Raw genomic sequence first — 18,329 nt, forward strand, 5'->3', positions numbered from 1 at the left:
TGCCCGCAGTCTCCCAGCGCGCCCGGGGGTACTGACCTCGGGGCCAGCGCGCTACAGCACTGCGCACCGCCAAGACCCTTGCATCAGCCGAGAACGCGATATAACGTGTCAGGAAACGCGATATAGCGCGATCGGAGACAGGAGCAGACCATGCCGGAGAAGTGGAGCGTGGAGGGCCCGCGGGTCCTCGACATCGGTGGGGACGGTGAGCAGGTCCGAGCCCTCAAGGTGGGCATCGTTGGCGGGCGGGTCGACGTCGTCACCCACGACGACTCCCCCACCGCCCGGGTCGAGGTCCTGGAGGTCGTGGGACAGCCGGTGCTGGTGCGCTGGGACGGCTCGATGCTGAGGATCACGCACGGGCCGGACAGCGACCTTGGCGTCGTCGACCGGGTGCGCCAGACCGTCGAGGGCATCGACCACAACCGGGTCGTCGTCAGCGTCTCCATACCGCAGGAGGCGACGGCGACCGTCAGCACGGTCAGCGCCGACGCCCTGGTCGCGGGCGTTCGGGCCGCGGTCAGGACCAACACGGTCTCCGGCTCGCTCACCCTCGACGACCTCACCGGCGCAGCCTCCGTCAACACCGTCAGCGGCGCCGTGGAGTGCAGCCGGCTGAAAGGTCCCCTGTCTGTGAACTCCGTCTCCGGCTCGGTGACGGCGCAGCGCAGCGACCTGCCCGACGTCAGCATCCACACGGTCAGCGGCGACGTCGCGCTCGACATGCTCAACGGGACGGCGAGCATCTCGTCGACGTCGGTGTCCGGCGACGTGACGGTGCGCTCCCCCATCGGCGGCTACGACGTGCGGGCCACCTCGCCCGGCGGCCAGGTCGTCGTCGACGGCCGTGAGCTGCGGCACGGTCCGTACGCCGCCGGTGGGCAGCTGACCGACGGCGACGGCGCGCTGCGCCTGAGGGCCAACGCGGTCACGGGCAACGTCGTGGTGCTCAGGGCAGCGCGCGGCCCGGCCACGGGTGGGAGCGGCCTGGGCGAGTTCGGCACCACCGGCGAGCAGGCGGTCTGACGAATGAGCCCGGTCTTCGCCCACGGCCAGCTACGGCTCTACCTGCTGGCCCTGCTCAACGAAGGGCCACGGCACGGCTACGAGGTCATCCAGGACCTCGAGCAGCGGTTCAACGGTCTCTACACGCCGAGCGCGGGCACGGTCTACCCGCGCCTCGCCAAGCTCGAGGAGGAAGGCCTGGTCGAGCGCTCCGACGAGGGCCGCAAGGCCGTCTACCGCATCACCGACGCCGGACGCGCCGAGGTCTCCGCGCGGGCCGAGGAGCTCGCCACGCTCGAGAGCGACCTCGACCACTCCGTCCACGAGCTCGCCGAGCAGGTCCGGTCGCGGGTGAGCAGCCAGAGCAGCGACCTGCGCACGGAGCTGAAGGAGGCCGCCCGCCACGCGCGGAGCACCGCCACCCCGGCCGGTGGCGCCGACGCGTGGCGCGGGTCGGCCCCGTCGGTGCGCCAGGAGGTCGAGGCGGCCGTTGCCGAGTTGCGCGAGGAGGCCCGGCGGGCCTGGCGGCAGTACGGGCTCACCTCCGAGCAGGGCCGGGAGGTCGTCGACATCCTGTCCGACGCGTCACGCCGCATCCAGGAGGTGGTGCGCCGGCACTGACGGTGCGCCGCCGAGGGGTGCCGAGCGATGCCGCCACGCGGCATACCCTCGGAGGGCGGTCGATCAGAGCCGCACGATGACGGTGCCGGCGGCCTTGTCGTGCAGCCCGCGTCCGTCGCGGTCCCAGAACATCGCCGGGAGGAAGAGGCACAGCAGCACGGTGCGGACGAGCACCTGCACGGGGCGCGCGGCGGCGCCGTTGATGCTGCGGACCTGCAGGCCGACCACGCGGTGGCCGATGGTGAAGCCGAGGGTGCCGACGAGGAGGAGGTTCTCGACGGCGAAGACCGCCAGCGTGATCCACGCGCCGCCGTCGGCAGTGTCCGTGAAGGGCAGCGGCACGTCGAACAGGCCGAACGCGATGAGGGTGCACAGGGTCCAGTCGATGAGGACCCCGAGCACGCGTCGCCCGACGCGGCCGATGGATCCGGCGCCCTCGCGCGCGAGACCGAGGCGCTCACCCGGGTACTCGGCGCTCTCCGGCGCCCGCGAGCCCGGGCCCTCGAGCCAGGAGCCGATGTCCTTGCGATCCACCACGTGGCCAGCCTAGTTCGTGACCCTGTGACGAGCCCCGGCCGGTATGCCGCGGGCGCGACCCTGTGCCGCGCTCAAGTCCGGTGAGTGAGCGCCGCCATCCAGATCGTGAGACGGTCTTTCCGTAACACCGGCGAAACATTTGGGTCATGGGTGGGAAACCCGCGGCCGTTACGGTGGGTCGCGACGCACCGGGTGGCTTCCCGCCGCCCCTTCACAGGAGGCTAGATGTTCAGCAACGCTGACGAGGTCCTCTCGTTCATCAAGGACGAGGACGTCAAGTTCGTCGATATCCGTTTCTGCGACCTGCCGGGCGTGATGCAGCACTTCAACGTGCCTGCCCACAGTGTCGACAAGGACTTCTTCACCAACGGCCAGATGTTCGACGGCTCCTCGATCCGCGGCTTCCAGGCGATCCACGAGTCCGACATGAAGCTCGTCCCCGACGTGCGCACCGGCTTTGTGGACCCGTTCCGCAAGGAGAAGACGCTCGTCATGAACTTCTCCATCGTCGACCCGTTCACCGGTGACTCCTACAGCCGCGACCCGCGCAACATCGCCGCCAAGGCGGAGGCCTACCTGAAGTCGACCGGCATCGCCGACACCGCGTACTTCGGCGCCGAGGCCGAGTTCTACGTCTTCGACGACGTCCGCTTCGAGACCAAGGCGAACGCCAGCTACTACTACATCGACTCCATCGAGGCCGCTTGGAACAGCGGTCGCGAGGAGGAGGGCGGCAACCGCGGCTACAAGACCCGCTTCAAGGGCGGCTACTTCCCCGTCCCGCCGGTTGACCACTTCGCCGACATCCGCGACAAGATGTGTCTCAACCTCGCCGAGGTCGGCCTCGAGGTCGAGCGCTCGCACCACGAGGTGGGCACCGCGGGCCAGCAGGAGATCAACTACAGGTTCAACACCCTGCTGCAGTCCGGCGACGACATCATGAAGTTCAAGTACGTCATCAAGAACACCGCCTGGGAGTTCGGCAAGACGGCGACCTTCATGCCGAAGCCGATCTTCGGTGACAACGGCTCGGGCATGCACACCCACCAGTCGCTCTGGAAGGACGGCGAGCCGCTGTTCTACGACGAGCGCGGCTACGGCGGCCTCTCGGACCTCGCCCGCTGGTACATCGGCGGCCTGCTGAAGCACGCCCCCGCCCTGCTGGCCTTCACCAACCCGACGGTCAACAGCTACCACCGCCTGGTGCCCGGCTACGAGGCGCCCGTCAACCTGGTGTACTCCGCCCGCAACCGGTCTGCCTGCGTGCGCATCCCGATCACGGGCAGTTCCCCCAAGGCCAAGCGCATCGAGTTCCGCGTGCCGGACCCGTCGTCCAACCCGTACCTGTGCTTCGCCGCGCAGCTCATGGCCGGCCTCGACGGCATCCGCAACCGCATCGAGCCGCCGGAGCCCGTGGACAAGGACCTCTACGAGCTGCCGCCGGAGGAGCACGCCGCCATCGAGCAAGTGCCCGGCTCGCTGCCCGAGGTGCTGAACGCGCTCGAGGCCGACCACGAGTTCCTGCTCCAGGGCGACGTGTTCACGGAGGACCTCATCGAGGCCTGGATCGAGTGGAAGCGCAAGAACGAGGTCGACCCGATCCGCTTCCGCCCGCACCCGCACGAGTTCGAGATGTACTTCGACATCTAGCCGAGCGTCAGCGAGGCAGAAACGGCGGCTGGCCTGCGAACGTCTACGGACGTCCCGCAGCGTCAGCCGCCGTTTCGCGTTGGCACGCGGGAGTCCTGCTCGTCCCAGCGCAGGTCCAGAGCATCGAGCCAGCCAAGGTCAGCCTCGGACGGTGCAGAGGCCACAACCCAGTGCGCCTGCTCGACTGCACAGATCATCAGGACCGTCCGATCCCGCACCCTGATCCGCTGCCTCGTGCCTGGCCAGCTCCACTCAGCGCAGGGCAGAGAGCTGGTGAGCTCCTCCAGACGCCGAACCGCGTCCGTGCCGAACTCCTGCGCGCTGCGATGGGCGGGCAAGGCCCACACCGCCTCGAAGCCGGCGTGATGCAGCCAGAACGCCTCACCGTCCTCCTCGATATCACGCCAGGACGCGTCGGGCTCGTTCTCCCGCTCGACGAATCTGCCATCCGGGCGACGCCCCCACAGCCACACCCCTTGGTTCTCGACCACCAGAACCTCGACTTCCCCATCTCTCCATGGTTCCGAGGGAACAGCATTGAAGGAGAGGAGAGGCTCGACCATCGCCCGCGGTTCCAAGCCCTCGTTCGAGGACCCGAACCACAGCGCGACGAACTCCGGCAGCGAACCTGACACCACGCCATCGTCGTGCATGTTGCCCCACGATGGTTCCGAACGCGCTCACAAGCCGCGAAGGCCAATCTCGGTCTCGTGACACGGCATGCTCCGATCAGAACCGCTCGGGAGCTCGGCTGCCACAGTGGCCGGTTCCGCGGCAGGCTGACGACGTGAACCCCGCGGAAGCTCGGATCGAACTGAAGCTCTTGGGCAAGGACCCCGAGCTGACGGCCGCTTGCTGACGATGGGCCTTGTCGACAGCCGCGACCTACCGCTCCTCGCTACCCACTGGATGGCGGCCGGGAACGAGGGGTCTCGCTCGTCGAGATGGCATGTCTGACGCCGGAGTCGACTTGTCGTCCGTGGCCGTGCAGACCTGCCGCGACTTGGGACTCGATGGGGTCGAGGCCTCGGCGGTGGCTCTTCCCTTCGACGACAACGCCTTCGACGCCGCCTAATCCATGAGCACGCTGATGCACCTGCCCGGAAACGGTTTCCCACTGGCGGTCCAAGAGCTTGCCCGGGTGGTCCGACCCGGTGGGACGGTCGCAATCGGCGTGTGGGCCACACGAGCAACCGCGAGTGGACCAGCTCGGACGGCCGTTACCTCAACCACCGCTCCGACGAGCAGCTCCAGCACGACCTTCAGCCTGTGGGAAGCATCGTGGCCTTCGACACCTGGGGCTGAGGTCACCTGCCGCTCCCACCGGAGACGAGGCTCCGCAGCCGCTCCCGACGGGCAAGGTAGCGGGCGCCGAACCGCTCCTCAGACTTCGCCCTCTTCCGCTCGGAGTAGAAGCGCCGGGCCCAGAAGGACTCCGGCTTGGCCAGACGCAGCGCACCGACGAGGGCGACCAGTGGCACCGGAAGACTGATGAGTCCGGTGGCCAGCTTTCCTTTCAGCAGACAGATGATCGTGTACGAGATGTGGATGACCACGCCGAGCGAGCTGATGACCAGGCCCTGAGCCTCCACAGAGCCCGGTTCTACGCCGAACGGCGACGTGCCCGCGAGAAGAGCCAGGCCCACCACCCCGGCCACCATGACCGCGTCGATGGACTTGCGCCCCTCCTCGGTCCAGTAGACGTCCTTGAGATACAGCCACAGAGCGAACTCGTCGAGGGCGAGTGCCGCGCCCGCGCCGAAGAGGACGCTGAGCACCTCGTGCCACGGAGAAGACGGACTGAACCGGAACTCCAGCATGCCCGTCACCAGCACCAGCAGGATTCCCCAGACCTGGTGGTGGACGTGGACACCGCCGATGTAGACGTCCTTGACTGCGGTGCCTTGCTGTCCGGACTCCCTCCCCGTCCGCGAACGGATCCGCAACGTGACCCACCGGGTGACGGCATACGTGAACACGAACCCTAAGAGGAGCCACAGCATGGCCGACCTGCCGGTGTCGACCAGATAGCGCTGGTACCAGTCGAACATCACGACAGACAAGGTGCGTCGGAGGTTGACCCCCGCACATCATCCGCGGGAAGTGAGAACTGCCCGACGAGCAGCAATGCCTTAGCGTGTGGGGGGAGGCCCTGCTTGGGGGTGGACATGCTCAAGACGCTGTGGGAGACCCTCCGAGCCGAACGCGGCGGGGAGACCACCGTTCGGCAACTGCAGGGCGAGCGCTTGCACCGGCTCGTCCATCACGCACGCACGGCCTCGCCGTACTACCGTTCGCTGTACGAGGGGCTGCCGGCGCGAGTCGCGGACCCGTATCTGTTGCCGCCGGTAACCAAGCGGGACCTCATGGCGCACTTCGACGCCTGGGTCACGGATCCCGAGGTCACCTTGGCGGGGCTGAGGCGGGACTTCCTTCCCGACCTCTCGCTGGTCGGCAGCCCCTATCTGGGCCGCTACCACGTCTTCACCACCTCAGGGACCACCGGGGAGCCCGCAGTGGTGCTGCACGACCGCGCATCGTGGCAGGTGCTGCAGGTCGTGGCCCGCCTCCGCGCCCGGCGCGCCCTGCAGACGTGGCGTCTCATGCCCGTCTTGGCCCGGCACGGCCTGCGCTCGACCGTCCTCTTCGCCACGGGCGGCCACTACGCCGGGGTCGTGCTCGCCGAAAGCGTCCGCCGGCGCAGCCCCATCCTTGCGCGACGGATTCGCGTGCTCTCGGTGCTCCGGCCAGTGGAGGAACTCGTCGCCGGGCTGAACGAGTACCAGCCGACGCTGATCAGTTCCTACCCAAGCGCGCTGGCCCTGTTGGCGGAGGAGCAGCTCGCGGGGCGCCTGAGCATCAGCCCGCTCTTGGCCATCACTGCGGGCGAAGCGATGACGGACGAGTACCGGCGTGAGATCAACAGCGCCTTCGAGGGCCTTCGGGTCGTGCAGGGCTATGCAGCCTCGGAGGCACCTGGTCTCGCCATCGGCTGCACCCACGGCTCGTTCCACGTCAACACCGACTGGTACCTCTTCGAGCCGGTCGACGAGCGCTACCAGCCGGTTCCTGCGGGCACGACCTCCCACACGGTTCTCGTCACCAACCTGGCGAACCTGGTGCAGCCCTTGATCCGTTACGACCTCGGCGACCGCGTCGAAGTCTCGACGACCCCCTGTCCCTGCGGCAGCGTACTGCCCGCGGTGAAAGTCGAGGGTCGGACGAACGACGTGCTGACCTTCCAGTCGCCGGACGGCCGCGCCGTCAGAATCCTGCCTCTCGCGCTGGGAGCAGTGGTGGAGGAGACGCCCGGGGTGCACCGCTTCCAGGCTCTCGGCACGGGCCCCAGAACGCTGACCGTGCGGCTCGACACCCGGCAGGACGCCGATTCGGACGAGGTGTGGCATGCCGTGGTGGCACGGTTGACGCAGTTTCTCGCGGCCCACGGGGCGTCCGGGGTCGCAGTCGAACGATCTCATGACCCTCCTGCCGTCGACGCTCGGAGCGGCAAGTTCCGGCAGGTATGGGCCCCCTGAACGGCCGCGGGGGCCAGGTTGTGCCCTGAGCTCACCCGGGCGGCGGCCGGGGCCACTACCTAGCGACGCGGGGCCATCACGGGGGACCTTGCCCCTCCGAAGACGCTCACGCCCTCAGGACCCTGTCCATCGGCCTGCCCTTGGCAAGCTCATCGACCAGCTTGTCCAGGTAGCGAATCTTCTGCATCAGAGGATCCTCGACGTCCTCGACGCGCACACCACACACCACCCCGGTGATCATCGACGCCTGCGGGTTGAGCCGTGCATCGGCGAAGAAGTCCTCGAAGGTCGTGCCCGCGGCCAGATGACCACTCAGTGCTGACTCGTCGAAACCAGTCAGCCACTCGATCACCTGATCCAGTTCCGCCTTCGTGCGCCCCTTCTTCTCGACCTTCGTCACGTAGTGGGGATACACCGACGCGAAGCTGGTGGTGAAGATCCGGCTCATGCGGTGAGCGTAGTGCCTCGCCGACAACAGGCTCAGGGGTGGAACCACGGAGCCCGCTTCGCCCCCGGGCGGTCACGTCTGACTGTCGCAATCCCGACGGCCAACCGCTCTGCGCGACGGCCGCTCAATACGCTTGGCAGGTGGAGGTTCTGATCGTCGACGGGGCCAATGTCGTGGGGAGTCGTCCCGACGGCTGGTGGCGTGACCGGGCCGGTGCAGCCCGTCGGCTGCATGAGCGCCTTTCGGCCACCGATCTGGCCCACGACGAGGTCGTGCTGGTCCTCGAGGGCGACGCAAGGCGTGGGCCGCGGGCGGGCCACGTCGGACACGTACGAACCGTTCACGCAGATGGCTCGGGCGACGACGCGATCGTTGACGAGGTGAAGAGGCAGCTGGCGCTCGGTGACGGGCGCGGCGTCACCGTGGTCACCGCCGACCGGGGGCTGCGCGACAGCGTCGAGGGGTGCGGCGCCAGCAGCAGGAGCCCGCGCTGGCTGCTCGACCAGTTGTGATCGGGGCAGCCTTCCGCGTTCATCGCGCGGTTCGGCGTCGATCCGGATGCTGCTCGACGCCATCCGCTGAGCGCTGCCCAGCGCTTGACCGCAAGAGTGCCCCTCCCTACGGTCCGACCATGGCCAACCGGGCGACACCGAACCTGCCGTCACGCGATCTGCGGGCAACGCTGGCCTTCTACACCCGGCTCGGATTCGTCGAGGAGTATGGCGACAACGGCTGGTTGATCCTCACCAGGGAGGGCGCAACCCTCGAGTTCTTCCCGTTCCCCGAGCTCGACCCGGCCACGAGCTCCTTCAGCTGCTGCCTGCGACTCGACGACGTCGACGCGTTCTACGAGACGTGTGCGGCAGCGGGCCTGCCCGTCACGACCCAGGGCTGGCCGCGACTGCATCCGCCCAGACTGGAGGAGTCGGGGTTGCGCATCGGAGCGCTCATCGACCTGGACGCCACCCTCCTGCGCCTGGTTGCGAACCCCGGCACGTGACTCCGGCACACCCCGCAGCCTCGGACCTCTGGACAGTGCAGGCGAGGGCTGTCGAAATCGTCGATCCCGTTCGACAAAGAGGTGCAAGGACGAGAGACAGACCGACAAGGAGAACACCATGGCTCAGTACGCCGTCCTCATCTATGCGGCGGACGCGGCGCACCGCGAGGAGCCGTCGCAGGAGGAGCTGGACCTCCACCAGAGCCACGCGCAGGAGCTCGAGGAGGCCGGCTGCATGACGGCCGCCTTCGCGCTGGAGTCGCGTGCCACCGCGACGTCGATCCGAGGCGACGCGATCACCGACGGCCCGTTCGTGGAGGCCAAGGAGGTGGTGGCCGGGTTCTACATCATCGAGGCACCCGACCTCGACGCGGCACTGGCGATCGCCGGTCGCAACCCCGTCACCCGCCAGGGCGGCGGGGTCGAGGTCCGACCTGTCGCAGGCAGCTTCGTGCGGGAACCGGTGGCCGGGTGAGCGGTGCCGACCCGGATGCCGTAGCGACAGCGGTCGCTGATGCGCACCGTCGCGGCTGGGCGCTGGTGCTCGCCGCGACGGTGCGCGTCACAGGCGACCTCGACGTCGCCGAGGAGTGCGTCCAGGAGGCGTATGCCGCGGCCCTGGCCGCGTGGCCGCGTGATGGCCCTCCCCAGAACCCGGTCGGCTGGCTGACCACCGCGGCGAAGCGGCGGGCGATCGACGTGGGACGCCGAGGCCACGTCCTGCGCTCGAAGCTCCCCCTGCTCGTGGTGCCGGAAGGCACCGCAGCAGCGGGTCCCGAGGAGCCGGCACCACGGCATACCGATGAACGGCACACGGACGAGCTGACCGCCCACGTGCCAGACGAACGGCTCCGGCTGGTCTTCCTCTGCTGCCACCCCGCGCTGGCGCAGGAGGCGCAGCTCGCGCTGACCCTGCGGCTGGTGTGCGGGATCTCGACGGCCGACATCGCCCGAGCGTTCCTGGTGTCCGAGCCGACGATGGGCGCGCGGCTCACCCGCGCCAAGAAGAAGATCGCGGCTGCGCGCATCCCCTACCGCGTGCCGAGCCCCGCGGAGCTGCCCCACCGTCTCCGCGCGGTGCTGGGCGTCATCCATGTGCTCTTCACCATCGGCCACACCGCACCGTCGGGCGCCTCCCTGGTGCGCACAGACCTCATGAACGAGGCCATCCACCTGGCGCGGATGCTCCGCGAGCTCGTGCCCGACGAGCGTGAGGTGCAGGGGCTGCTGGCCCTGCTGCTCGTCACCAACGCCCGACGAAGCACGCGGGTGGACGAGCAGGGACGGCTGGTGCGGCTCGCGGAGCAGGACCGTTCGCGGTGGGACCGGTCCGCGATCGCCGAGGCACATGACCTGATCGTCGACGGGCTCCGCGGTGGCCCGACGGGCCGGTTCGTGCTGCAGGCCGCCATCGCCTCCCTTCATGCGCAGGCCGAGTCCTTCGACGACACGGACTGGCCGCAGATCGTGCGCCTCTACGACGCGCTGCTGTCGGTGTGGCCGTCACCGGTCGTGGCGTTGAACCGCGCAGTCGCCGTCGCGGAGGTCGCGGGACCGGCCCGGGCGCTGGCCGAGATCGACGAGCTCGAACGGGACGGCGCGCTCGACTCCTACCAGTACCTCCACACCGTCAGGGCCGACCTCCTGCAACGCCAAGGGCGCTCGGAAGATGCGGCCGCGGCATACCGAAGGGCGTTCGAGCTCACGAGGAACGAGGCCGAGAAGGCGTTCCTGGCCGAGCGCCTGGACGAGCGCTGACCAGCGTCCGGCGGAGCGCCCAGCGCGACCTGGCTCCGGGTTCCCGATTCACCGAGTTCCCGTCGGGACGCGGTGTTACGGTCGGGCCACGGGACGACGGCCGCTGGACGGGAGGGCAGATGGAGCCGGTTCCAGCACGTCCGGAGGACCCGCCGCGCAGCGAGGACCACCCGGCACTCGGGGCCGAGGAGCGCTACCGCACGCTCTTCGAGACCATGTTGCAGGGCGTCGTCTACCAGGACGCCGAGGGCTCCATCATCACGGTCAACCCCGCCGCTGCGGAGATCCTCGGAGCACCTGCCGAGGCTCTCATGGGGCTGCGTTCGGACGACCCGTCGTGGGAGGCGGTCCACGAGGACGGTTCACCGTTCCCCGGCATCGAGCACCCCGCGATGGAGGCACTGCGCAGCGCAGACGTCGTGCGCGACGTCGTCATGGGCGTGCGGCACGGGCGGACGGGCGAACGGCGATGGCTCCTCGTCACCGCGGTGCCCGAGGCACGCGACGCCCACGGTGTGCCAGAGCGGGTCTACACGATGTTCACCGACGTGACCGAGCAGCGCCGTGCCGCCGCCGCCCTGCGCGAGTGGGACCGCTTCCTGGGGCGTCTGCGCGACACCAACGTCCTGGGCTTCGTGCTGGCCGACGAGCGGCGCGTCCTGGAGGCCAACGACGCGTTCCTGTCCATGGTCGGCCACGACCGCGCCGACCTCACCCACGGGCGGGTGGGCTGGCGGGCCATGACGCCGCCGGAGTGGAGCGGGCACGACGACGACGGCATCGCCCAGCTCCGCCAGCGAGGCGCGTGCTCGCCCTACGAGAAGGAGCTGGTGCACTCCTCGGGCCGCCGGGTGCCGGTGCTCGTCGGCGCGGCCGTGGTCGGCCGCGACCCGCTGCACTGGGTGACCTTCGTGGTCGACCTGTCCGAACGCCGGCACGCCGAGGAGGAACGCGCCGCGCTGCTCGCGAGCGCCCGCGCCGCACGGACCGACGCCGAGGAGGCGGAGGACCGGCTGCAGCTCCTGCTGCGGGCAGGAGCGCTCGTCGCCGCGACCGGCGACAGCGACGACCTGCTCCAGCACGCGACGCGTCTGGTGGTGCCCGCTCTCGCCGACTTCGCCGCCGTGTTCGTGCCCGGCAGCGACGGCGCCCTCCACCTGGCCGCCGGTGAGCGGCTCGGCGCGCCGGAGGAGCGGACCCCGTCGTCGTCGCCCGAGGGGCAGCTCACGACCGACGAGGTCACCGCGCTGCAGCACACGCTCCGCACCGGCCAGAGCCAGCTCCTCGACCGGCACGACAGCACCATCTCGGTCGCCCTCGACGTCTCAGGTCGCAGGCTCGGGGTGCTGCTCGTGGGCCGCACGCGCCCCGTGGCCGCGTTCACCGAGGCCGACGTGCGGGTCGTCGAGGAGCTGGGGCGCCGGCTCGCGGTCGGGCTCGCCAACGCGGAGGCCTTCGCGCGCGAGCACGGTGTCGCCGAGACACTCCAGCGCTCGGTGCTTCCCGAGCGGCTGCCGGCAACCCCGGGACTCGACCTGGCCGTCCGCTACCTCCCCGCCACCGAGGGCGTCGGTGTGGGCGGCGACTGGTACGACGCGTTCCCCCTGGGCGGCGAGAGGTTCGGCCTCGTGATCGGGGACGTCGTGGGCCACGACCTCGCGTCGGCCACTGCCATGAACCAGATCAGGAACACCCTGCGCGCCTACGCCGTGGACCACCCGGACCCGGCGCTCGTGCTGGAGCGCACGAACAACGCGCTGGTGCGGCTCCTCCCGGAAGCGCTGGCGACGGTGTTCTGCGCCATCCTGAACCGGGCCACCGGCGAGCTCACCTTCGCCAACGCCGGCCACCCGCCGCCACTCGTGACCACGGCCCACGGCACGGCATACCTCGACGAACCCGCCGGCCTCATGCTCGGCGTGGAGCAGGGAGCGACGTTCAGCAACGGCACGGTGCGCCTAGGCCCGGAGTGCGCCCTGCTGCTCTACAGTGACGGCCTCGTCGAGGACCGCACTCGCTCCATCGACGACGGACTCGCGGCGCTGGCCGACGTGTTCGCCGGGCACCGGCGGACCACCGCCGAAGCCGTCTGCCAGAAGGTGGAGGACGCCCTGCTGCGGGGGTCAGCCAGGGCGGACGACACCTGTCTGCTCGCCGCCGTGTGCGACAGGGATCCCCACCCGGTGAGTGGGGCCGATGACAGGGACGGCGTCACGGGGGCGCTGGTCCCCCACTGACCCGTCTCTCACCAGGTGGCCTCCAGGCGCCTCGCCGACGCCTCGAAGGCGAGGTGGTCACGCGCGTCCCTCCGGCGGGGCGGCTCCACGCCGGTGTTCTCGAGGAGGAGCACCGCCAGGTCGTCGGCGAGACGGCCGTCCGGAACGTGCTCCCGCACCTGGTCGAGCACCGCGTCCAGGGCGTCCTCGATGGCCCGCTCCCCCAGCACTGGCGTCAGCTCCGCCACCGGCAGGTACTCGTCGTGCCCGTCACGCGCCTCGCTCAGGCCGTCGGTGTAGAGCAGCAACCGGTCGCCGGGAGACCACGACACCGAGGTTGCCTCATAGGTCGTGCCGAGGCCCAGCGGCAGGCAGACCGGGGCTTCGACGAAGCCGGCCATCCCGCGGTGGGGCACGAGGAGCGGGGCGGGATGCCCGCAGTCGACGAGCGTCACCTGGCCGTTGGTGCCCACCTCGAGCAGGGCGGCCGTCGCGAACTCCTCGTCGTCGAAGAACGGCACGAGGTAGGCACTCATCTGTCCGGCGATCGTGGCCAGGTCCTCCCCAGCAGCTGCCGACTGGCGAAACGCCCGGATCACCCGGGCGGCCTGCTCGACAGCGCCCACGCCCTTCCCTCGGACGTCGCCGACCAAGAAGCAGGTGCGGCGCTCGGAGTGGAACCAGTCGTAGAAGTCGCCGCCGACGAGCGTGTCCTCGGCCGCGGACAGGTAGCGCGCCGCGGCCGAGACCGAGCCCACCCGCGCCGGGATGAGAGGCAGGATCGTCCGCTGCGCCACCTCTGCGATGCGCTCGACCCTCGCCAGTCGCGCCTCCCTGCGCACGCGCACCTCGGCGATCGCGACCGCCGCCGCACCCACCAGGGCGACGTCCAGGAGCCGGACCCACATCTGTGGCTCGCCCCACTGTTCGTTCCACGCGTGTGACGCGGCCGTCAGCCCCAGGGCTGCCGCCGCGAAGGTGGCAGTCATCGCCGCCGGCAGCACGGCGCAGGCGGACAACGGGGCCAGGGCGTAGAGCGGTGAGAAGTTCACCGACGGTGACCTGACGGCGAGGTCGACCAGGACCAGGACGACCAGCCACACACAGGCCACGAGCACTCCGGTCCTGGTGCCGCGGTCTGCGCTGTTCACGAGGTGTCACCCGTCTGGTCGGACCGACCCCCCGGTGGGGAGACCGGAGGGCGGACGAGCGCCCCCTCGAGCGGGCACCCGTTCCAACACCTCCATGCTCCCCCAAACTCACCCGGTCCGGAGAGCATCTGCGATCATCCGGTGCCCCTGAGCCTGGAACGCCGCTGCAGCACCACTCGCTGCCCGGGCGTGAGGTTAGAGGCGTCCGGCACGCCCGCGACGATATCCGGGCATCGGCCAAGCCGGGACCATCGGCCCGGGCTGCGCCGCGCGGGTGCTGCCTAGCGTGGAGGGAGCCTGCAAGACCAGCCACCCGGGGCCGGCCCCGTGCCGGGCCCAGCACCGATGGAGGTGAGCGAGGTGTTCCACACCGCAGCCACTCAGCACCGAGGCGACCATGTCAGCGCGTAGGACCACCGCGGACCCTGCGCCCGTCGAGGTCACGCAACGCGGCGATGTGCCCACCGGCGCGGCCGACTACGCCAGGGACAAGGTCGAACACGTCACCCGCTTGGCCCGTGAGCCGATCCTCGCAGCCCACGTGGTGCTGACGACGACCGCCGACCCAGCCGTGCAGCGAAAGTCCCGCGCCGAGGCGGTGTTCGATCTCAACGGCACCCGCGTCCGCGCGCACGCCGTGGCCGCCGACATGTTCGCGGCGGTCGACCAGCTCGAGGAGAAGCTCGAGCGCAACATCGTCCAGCACGCGGACCGTCTGCGGACGCGGCACCGCTGGATCGGCGAGTCCAGCGCCCACCAGTGGCGCCACGGCGACCTGCCCAGCCGCCGTGAGTCCTTCTTCCCCCGCCCGCCCGAAGAGCGAGAAGTCCTGCGCCGCAAGTCTTTTGCCCTCCAGGAGCTGACACCGGACGAGGCCGCCTTCGACATGGACCTGCTCGGGCACGACTTTTACATGTTCACCGACCTGCAGTCGGGCAAGGACGCCGTCGTCTACCGCAACGGCGACGGCCGGTTCGCCATCGTCGGCGACGTGGTGCCTCATGCCGAGCAGGACACCCTGGTGACCTTCGCCGGCGCCGCCCCCACGTTGTCCGAGGCCGAGGCGATCGGGCGGCTCAACGTCTCCGCCGAGCCGTTCCTGTTCTACCTCGACCCCGACACCGGGCGGGGGCGGTTGCTCTACCTGAGGTACGACGGCCACTACGGGCTCATCACGCCGGCTGAGATGTGAGGCGACGGCGGTGGACGCACGTGCCAGTCGGGTTCCGAGTCCCTCCACGCACCGGGTGCGGGACGCCATCAGGGCCTTCAACAAGCGGGTGCTGAACCCCGCCATGCTCACCATGGCAGGACGACGGCACTGGTATGCCGCGGTGCTGCGGCACGTGGGCCGGCGCAGCGGCCGGCGCTACGCCACCCCGGTCGTGGCCGTCCCGGTGCCGGAGGGTTTCGTCGTGCCCCTGCCCTACGGCGAGCAGGTGGACTGGCTGAGGAATGCCGTTGCCGCCGGTGGCGCGACGATCCAGTTCCAGGGCGAGACCTTCGAGGTGGGCGTGCCGGTCCTGCTCGACGCCGAGGAGGCGCTGCCCCTTCTCGACGCGCGCCACCGCCGTGCCTGGCAGCGGTTCCGGATCGACAGGTTCGCCCGGTTCCCGATCACGCAGGCTCGGCGGATGTCGGCCGCCTGAGCGGCAGGCGTGAACCCTCGGGACCTCTTCCCTTTTCTTTACTTTGTCTTTACTCTTTCTTGAATCGCAGCATACGGGGGCGGCAGCGGCCGTCAGCGTGTCGATCAAGCAGGGGGTCACGATGCGCGCGATCAGCCACAGGGTGTCCAGGATCACGTGGCGACGGGCACCACGCAGTGGTGACCACGTTTTCGGCGCCGAGGTGCTTCCCGCCGCCGAGGACCTGCGCCACGTCCCGACCACGGAACGACTCCCGCCTCCCGAGCGCCTCCTGGGCCTCGAGGGAGCCGAGGCCGATGGACTGCTGATCACGCGCCAGCGCGCGGGGCTCTACGTCCTCTCGGACGCCTCAGGCCAGGTCGTGGGCCGCATCAGCGGTGACTACGTCGTGGGCTTCACGGCCGAGTACCGGGGAGCCTCGGAGCTCTACGAGGACCTCGAGGAGGCGAAGGCGACCATCGCCGAGCTGCACGCACGCGAGGCCGGGCTGACCGGCTGAGCTGTCGCGGGGGCGGCACGGGTGCTGCACCGGCAGGGCGTGCTGCGTCACTCCCAGCGGTCACCCGGCGAGGTCGCCCCGACCTCCACCTCGAACCACACCGTGGCCCCATTGGCGGTGCGGTGCGAGCCGAAGGCGCTGCTGATGCTCTGCACCAGCCGCAGCCCCCTCCCTCGGGTGGCCGAACCGCCCTGGGACGCGGTTGTGGGCAGCCCGCGACTGCCCGTGTCGCTGACGCTGCAGGTCAGCCGGGACCCATCGAGCTCCAGGCTGACGTGCGCGTCGGTGCCGGCGTGCAGCACCACGTTCGTGACCAGCTCCGACAGGCCGGTGACCACGGCGAACTGCGCGTCCTCCTGGATTCCCCAGAGCATCAGCTGGCTTCGTGCCCAGTCGCGTGCGGGGCGCACGGCCTCCGGCAGCGGAGGCACCATCAGGGTCGCCCGACGGTGCTCGAGCGAGGTGCGCCCCACCGCGAGCAGGGCGCAGTCGTCCTCGAAGCCCCCTGAGGCGGCCATCGCCTCGAGGACCGCCTGGCAGACGCTGCGCGGGTTGTCCGAGGACACCGCGTCCAGCACCTCGAGCAGCCGGCGCTCACCGTCGCCGAGGGTGCTGGAGCGGCGCTCGAGCAGGCCGTCGGTGAAGGTGAGCAGCACCTCCCCCACGTCGAGCTTGATGGTCTGGACGGGGCGTGGGCCGCCCAGGCCGAGAGGCGGCCCGGTGACGAGGTCGACGATGTGCGGCCGCGGTCCGGGACCGGTCCCGGCCTGGCCTGGCCGCGCTGACGGCACCAGGGCCGGTGGGCAGTGCCCGGCGCTCGCCAGGGTGAGCTCTCCGGTGTGGGTGTCGAGCAGCCCATAGAGCATGGTGACGAACAGCTCGCCGCCGAAGCCTCCCCCGAAACCGCGCCCGGCCCGGTCGTGGGACTGCCCGGTCGACACCGCGTCGGGCCAGAGCTGGTCGAGTCCGGCCACCATCTCGTCGAGGGTCGACAGCACCGAGTCCGGCTCGGGGTCGGAGATCGCGGCGCCCCGGGCACCCGCGCGGATCTGCCCCATCACCGTCGCGGCCGCGACACCCCGGCCCATGACGTCTCCGATCACCAGCACGAGGCGGCCGTCCGGGATGGAGAACGCGTCGTAGAAGTCGCCGCCGGCGACCGCTCCGGTGGCGACGGGCTCGTAGCGCCCGGCGAGGGCGAAAGAGCGCGACTGCGGCAGGAGCTGCGGGAGCAGGGCCCGCTGGAGCAGCTCCGCCGTGCTGCGCTCGCGGTCGAGCAGCTGGGCACGGGCGATTGCCTGGCCCACGAGGGCGGCGGCGGAGGACAGCATGGTGCGGGCATCCGCAGCGAGCGGGTCATGGGGTCCGTCCAGCCTCTCCAGGCGCAGGACGACGGCTCCCATGTGGCCGTCGGTCGGCATGGGCACCACGACGAGGTCGTCGTGCTGGGCGACGCCGCCACCGGCCAGCGCCCGCTGCACGACCAGGCGCTCATCACCGCTCAGCGCCGTCCAGATGAGCGGCAGACGCTCCTCCAGCGGGGAGACCACGTCCTCAAGCCGGTGACGCGTGACGCGCAGCTCCCCCGGCGACTGACCGCCTCCGGACTCCTCCGGCAGGCAGATCAGGACCTCCACCACCGGCAGCGTGAGGGAGGCGTGCTGCAGGGCCACCTTGCAGACGTCGTCGACGGTGGCGGCCACGGACAGGGAACCCGCCAGGCCGGCGAGCTCACGGATCCGCTCGACGCCCTCGGTGGTCTCCAGCACCATGTGGAGCACACCGATCACCGCGCCCGTGTCGTCACGGACCGGGGAGGCCGCTCGCGTGTAGTAGCCGTCGTCCAGCCGGTAGGGCGTGGGTCGCCCACGGCGCAGTGTCAGGCGCACTCCGTGCTCGAGGAACGACTCGCCGGTCTCGAGCACCCGCAGGAAGGCCGCGCCGACGTTGGGCTGCTCCCACACCTCGGCGACCGCCTCCCGCGTGGGGAGGCCGAAGACGTCCGGGTGCTTGACGCCGAGGATGTGGGCAAACGCGTCGTTGTAGACCATGTCCAGCGTCGGGCCGTGCTGGTAGCACAGCGGCAGCGGCGACTCCATGACCGTGGCGACGACGTGCTCGACGGCGGCCGGCCAGCGCGAGCGCGGGCCGAGCCCGGTGGTCGACCAGTCCCGGGCGCGCAGCAGCTCCGCTGCGGTCATCGCGGCGCCTCGTTCCACGAAAAGCCCACCCCTTACAGGCCCCTGCTTCCCAGACGAG

20 protein-coding genes are annotated in these 18,329 nt (G+C 70.3%); 14 read left to right on the forward strand and 6 right to left on the reverse strand.

Annotated features, from left to right (window positions below):
• Positions 1-150 precede the first annotated feature (150 nt).
• Both P2F65_RS01785 and P2F65_RS01790 read left to right on the forward strand, forming a co-directional pair.
• Complete coding sequence (locus P2F65_RS01785; protein ID WP_275803558.1) at positions 151-1,026, forward strand: DUF4097 family beta strand repeat-containing protein; 876 nt, start codon at positions 151-153, stop codon at positions 1,024-1,026.
• A gap of 3 nt (positions 1,027-1,029) precedes the next feature.
• Positions 1,030-1,626 (forward strand): helix-turn-helix transcriptional regulator, encoded by a 597-nt coding sequence (locus P2F65_RS01790; RefSeq protein ID WP_275803560.1) that lies wholly within the window; start codon positions 1,030-1,032, stop codon positions 1,624-1,626.
• Positions 1,627-1,689: 63 nt separating this feature from the next.
• On the opposite strand, the gene P2F65_RS01795 is transcribed toward P2F65_RS01790, so the two are convergent.
• Positions 1,690-2,163, reverse strand: a complete 474-nt coding sequence (locus tag P2F65_RS01795; RefSeq protein WP_275803562.1) for an RDD family protein — start codon at positions 2,161-2,163, stop codon at positions 1,690-1,692.
• A 225-nt stretch (positions 2,164-2,388) separates the two neighbouring features.
• Between P2F65_RS01795 and glnA the strand changes: the two genes are divergently transcribed.
• Positions 2,389-3,813, forward strand: a complete 1,425-nt coding sequence (gene glnA / locus P2F65_RS01800) for a type I glutamate--ammonia ligase (protein WP_275803564.1) — start codon at positions 2,389-2,391, stop codon at positions 3,811-3,813.
• Positions 3,814-3,875: 62 nt separating this feature from the next.
• Here the strand turns inward: glnA and P2F65_RS01805 are convergent, their stop codons facing one another.
• Complete coding sequence (locus P2F65_RS01805) at positions 3,876-4,466, reverse strand: hypothetical protein (RefSeq protein ID WP_275803566.1); 591 nt, start codon at positions 4,464-4,466, stop codon at positions 3,876-3,878.
• A 296-nt stretch (positions 4,467-4,762) separates the two neighbouring features.
• Between P2F65_RS01805 and P2F65_RS01810 the strand changes: the two genes are divergently transcribed.
• Positions 4,763-4,888, forward strand: a complete 126-nt coding sequence (locus P2F65_RS01810; RefSeq protein WP_275803568.1) for a hypothetical protein — start codon at positions 4,763-4,765, stop codon at positions 4,886-4,888.
• A gap of 101 nt (positions 4,889-4,989) precedes the next feature.
• Positions 4,990-5,118, forward strand: a complete 129-nt coding sequence (locus tag P2F65_RS01815) for a hypothetical protein (protein WP_275803570.1) — start codon at positions 4,990-4,992, stop codon at positions 5,116-5,118.
• A 2-nt stretch (positions 5,119-5,120) separates the two neighbouring features.
• Here the strand turns inward: P2F65_RS01815 and P2F65_RS01820 are convergent, their stop codons facing one another.
• On the reverse strand, positions 5,121-5,867 hold the full coding sequence (locus P2F65_RS01820; RefSeq protein WP_275803572.1) for a hypothetical protein: 747 nt from the start codon (positions 5,865-5,867) through the stop codon (positions 5,121-5,123).
• Positions 5,868-5,981: 114 nt separating this feature from the next.
• Here P2F65_RS01820 and P2F65_RS01825 point away from each other — a divergent pair, with 114 nt between their 5' ends.
• Positions 5,982-7,349 (forward strand): AMP-binding protein, encoded by a 1,368-nt coding sequence (locus tag P2F65_RS01825; RefSeq protein WP_275803574.1) that lies wholly within the window; start codon positions 5,982-5,984, stop codon positions 7,347-7,349.
• A gap of 106 nt (positions 7,350-7,455) precedes the next feature.
• Here P2F65_RS01825 and P2F65_RS01830 read toward each other — a convergent pair whose 3' ends face one another.
• Complete coding sequence (locus P2F65_RS01830) at positions 7,456-7,797, reverse strand: DUF2200 domain-containing protein (protein ID WP_275803576.1); 342 nt, start codon at positions 7,795-7,797, stop codon at positions 7,456-7,458.
• A 140-nt stretch (positions 7,798-7,937) separates the two neighbouring features.
• Here P2F65_RS01830 and P2F65_RS01835 point away from each other — a divergent pair, with 140 nt between their 5' ends.
• From P2F65_RS01835 to P2F65_RS01855, 5 genes are all read left to right on the forward strand, one after another.
• On the forward strand, positions 7,938-8,309 hold the full coding sequence (locus P2F65_RS01835) for an NYN domain-containing protein (protein WP_275803578.1): 372 nt from the start codon (positions 7,938-7,940) through the stop codon (positions 8,307-8,309).
• A gap of 119 nt (positions 8,310-8,428) precedes the next feature.
• Positions 8,429-8,797: a bleomycin resistance protein gene (locus tag P2F65_RS01840; protein WP_275803580.1), complete on the forward strand. Its 369-nt coding sequence runs from the start codon at positions 8,429-8,431 to the stop codon at positions 8,795-8,797.
• A 118-nt stretch (positions 8,798-8,915) separates the two neighbouring features.
• A complete protein-coding gene (locus P2F65_RS01845; protein ID WP_275803582.1) occupies positions 8,916-9,272 on the forward strand; it encodes a YciI family protein in 357 nt (118 codons plus the stop codon).
• On the forward strand, positions 9,269-10,555 hold the full coding sequence (locus P2F65_RS01850; RefSeq protein ID WP_275803584.1) for an RNA polymerase sigma factor: 1,287 nt from the start codon (positions 9,269-9,271) through the stop codon (positions 10,553-10,555). Before P2F65_RS01845 ends, P2F65_RS01850 begins: the two co-directional genes overlap by 4 nt.
• Positions 10,556-10,674: 119 nt before the next feature.
• Positions 10,675-12,792, forward strand: a complete 2,118-nt coding sequence (locus tag P2F65_RS01855) for a SpoIIE family protein phosphatase (RefSeq protein WP_275803586.1) — start codon at positions 10,675-10,677, stop codon at positions 12,790-12,792.
• Between the two features lie 8 nt (positions 12,793-12,800).
• Here the strand turns inward: P2F65_RS01855 and P2F65_RS01860 are convergent, their stop codons facing one another.
• On the reverse strand, positions 12,801-13,922 hold the full coding sequence (locus P2F65_RS01860) for a PP2C family protein-serine/threonine phosphatase (protein ID WP_275803588.1): 1,122 nt from the start codon (positions 13,920-13,922) through the stop codon (positions 12,801-12,803).
• Between the two features lie 397 nt (positions 13,923-14,319).
• On the opposite strand from P2F65_RS01860, the gene raiA reads away from it, so the two are divergent.
• The 3 genes from raiA (at position 14,320) to P2F65_RS01875 (ending at position 16,070) form a co-directional block, all read left to right on the forward strand.
• Positions 14,320-15,114: a ribosome-associated translation inhibitor RaiA gene (gene raiA / locus P2F65_RS01865; RefSeq protein ID WP_275803590.1), complete on the forward strand. Its 795-nt coding sequence runs from the start codon at positions 14,320-14,322 to the stop codon at positions 15,112-15,114.
• A 10-nt stretch (positions 15,115-15,124) separates the two neighbouring features.
• The gene (locus P2F65_RS01870; RefSeq protein WP_275803593.1) at positions 15,125-15,571 is read left to right on the forward strand and encodes a nitroreductase family deazaflavin-dependent oxidoreductase; all 447 of its coding nucleotides are present in this window, start codon (positions 15,125-15,127) and stop codon (positions 15,569-15,571) included.
• Positions 15,572-15,668: 97 nt separating this feature from the next.
• Positions 15,669-16,070, forward strand: a complete 402-nt coding sequence (locus P2F65_RS01875; RefSeq protein ID WP_275803595.1) for a hypothetical protein — start codon at positions 15,669-15,671, stop codon at positions 16,068-16,070.
• Positions 16,071-16,117: 47 nt separating this feature from the next.
• On the opposite strand, the gene P2F65_RS01880 is transcribed toward P2F65_RS01875, so the two are convergent.
• Positions 16,118-18,271: a SpoIIE family protein phosphatase gene (locus P2F65_RS01880; protein ID WP_275803598.1), complete on the reverse strand. Its 2,154-nt coding sequence runs from the start codon at positions 18,269-18,271 to the stop codon at positions 16,118-16,120.
• Positions 18,272-18,329: the final 58 nt, after the last annotated feature.

Source organism: Knoellia sp. p5-6-4, from assembly GCF_029222705.1.
Classification (GTDB): Bacteria; Actinomycetota; Actinomycetes; order Actinomycetales; family Dermatophilaceae; genus Pedococcus_A.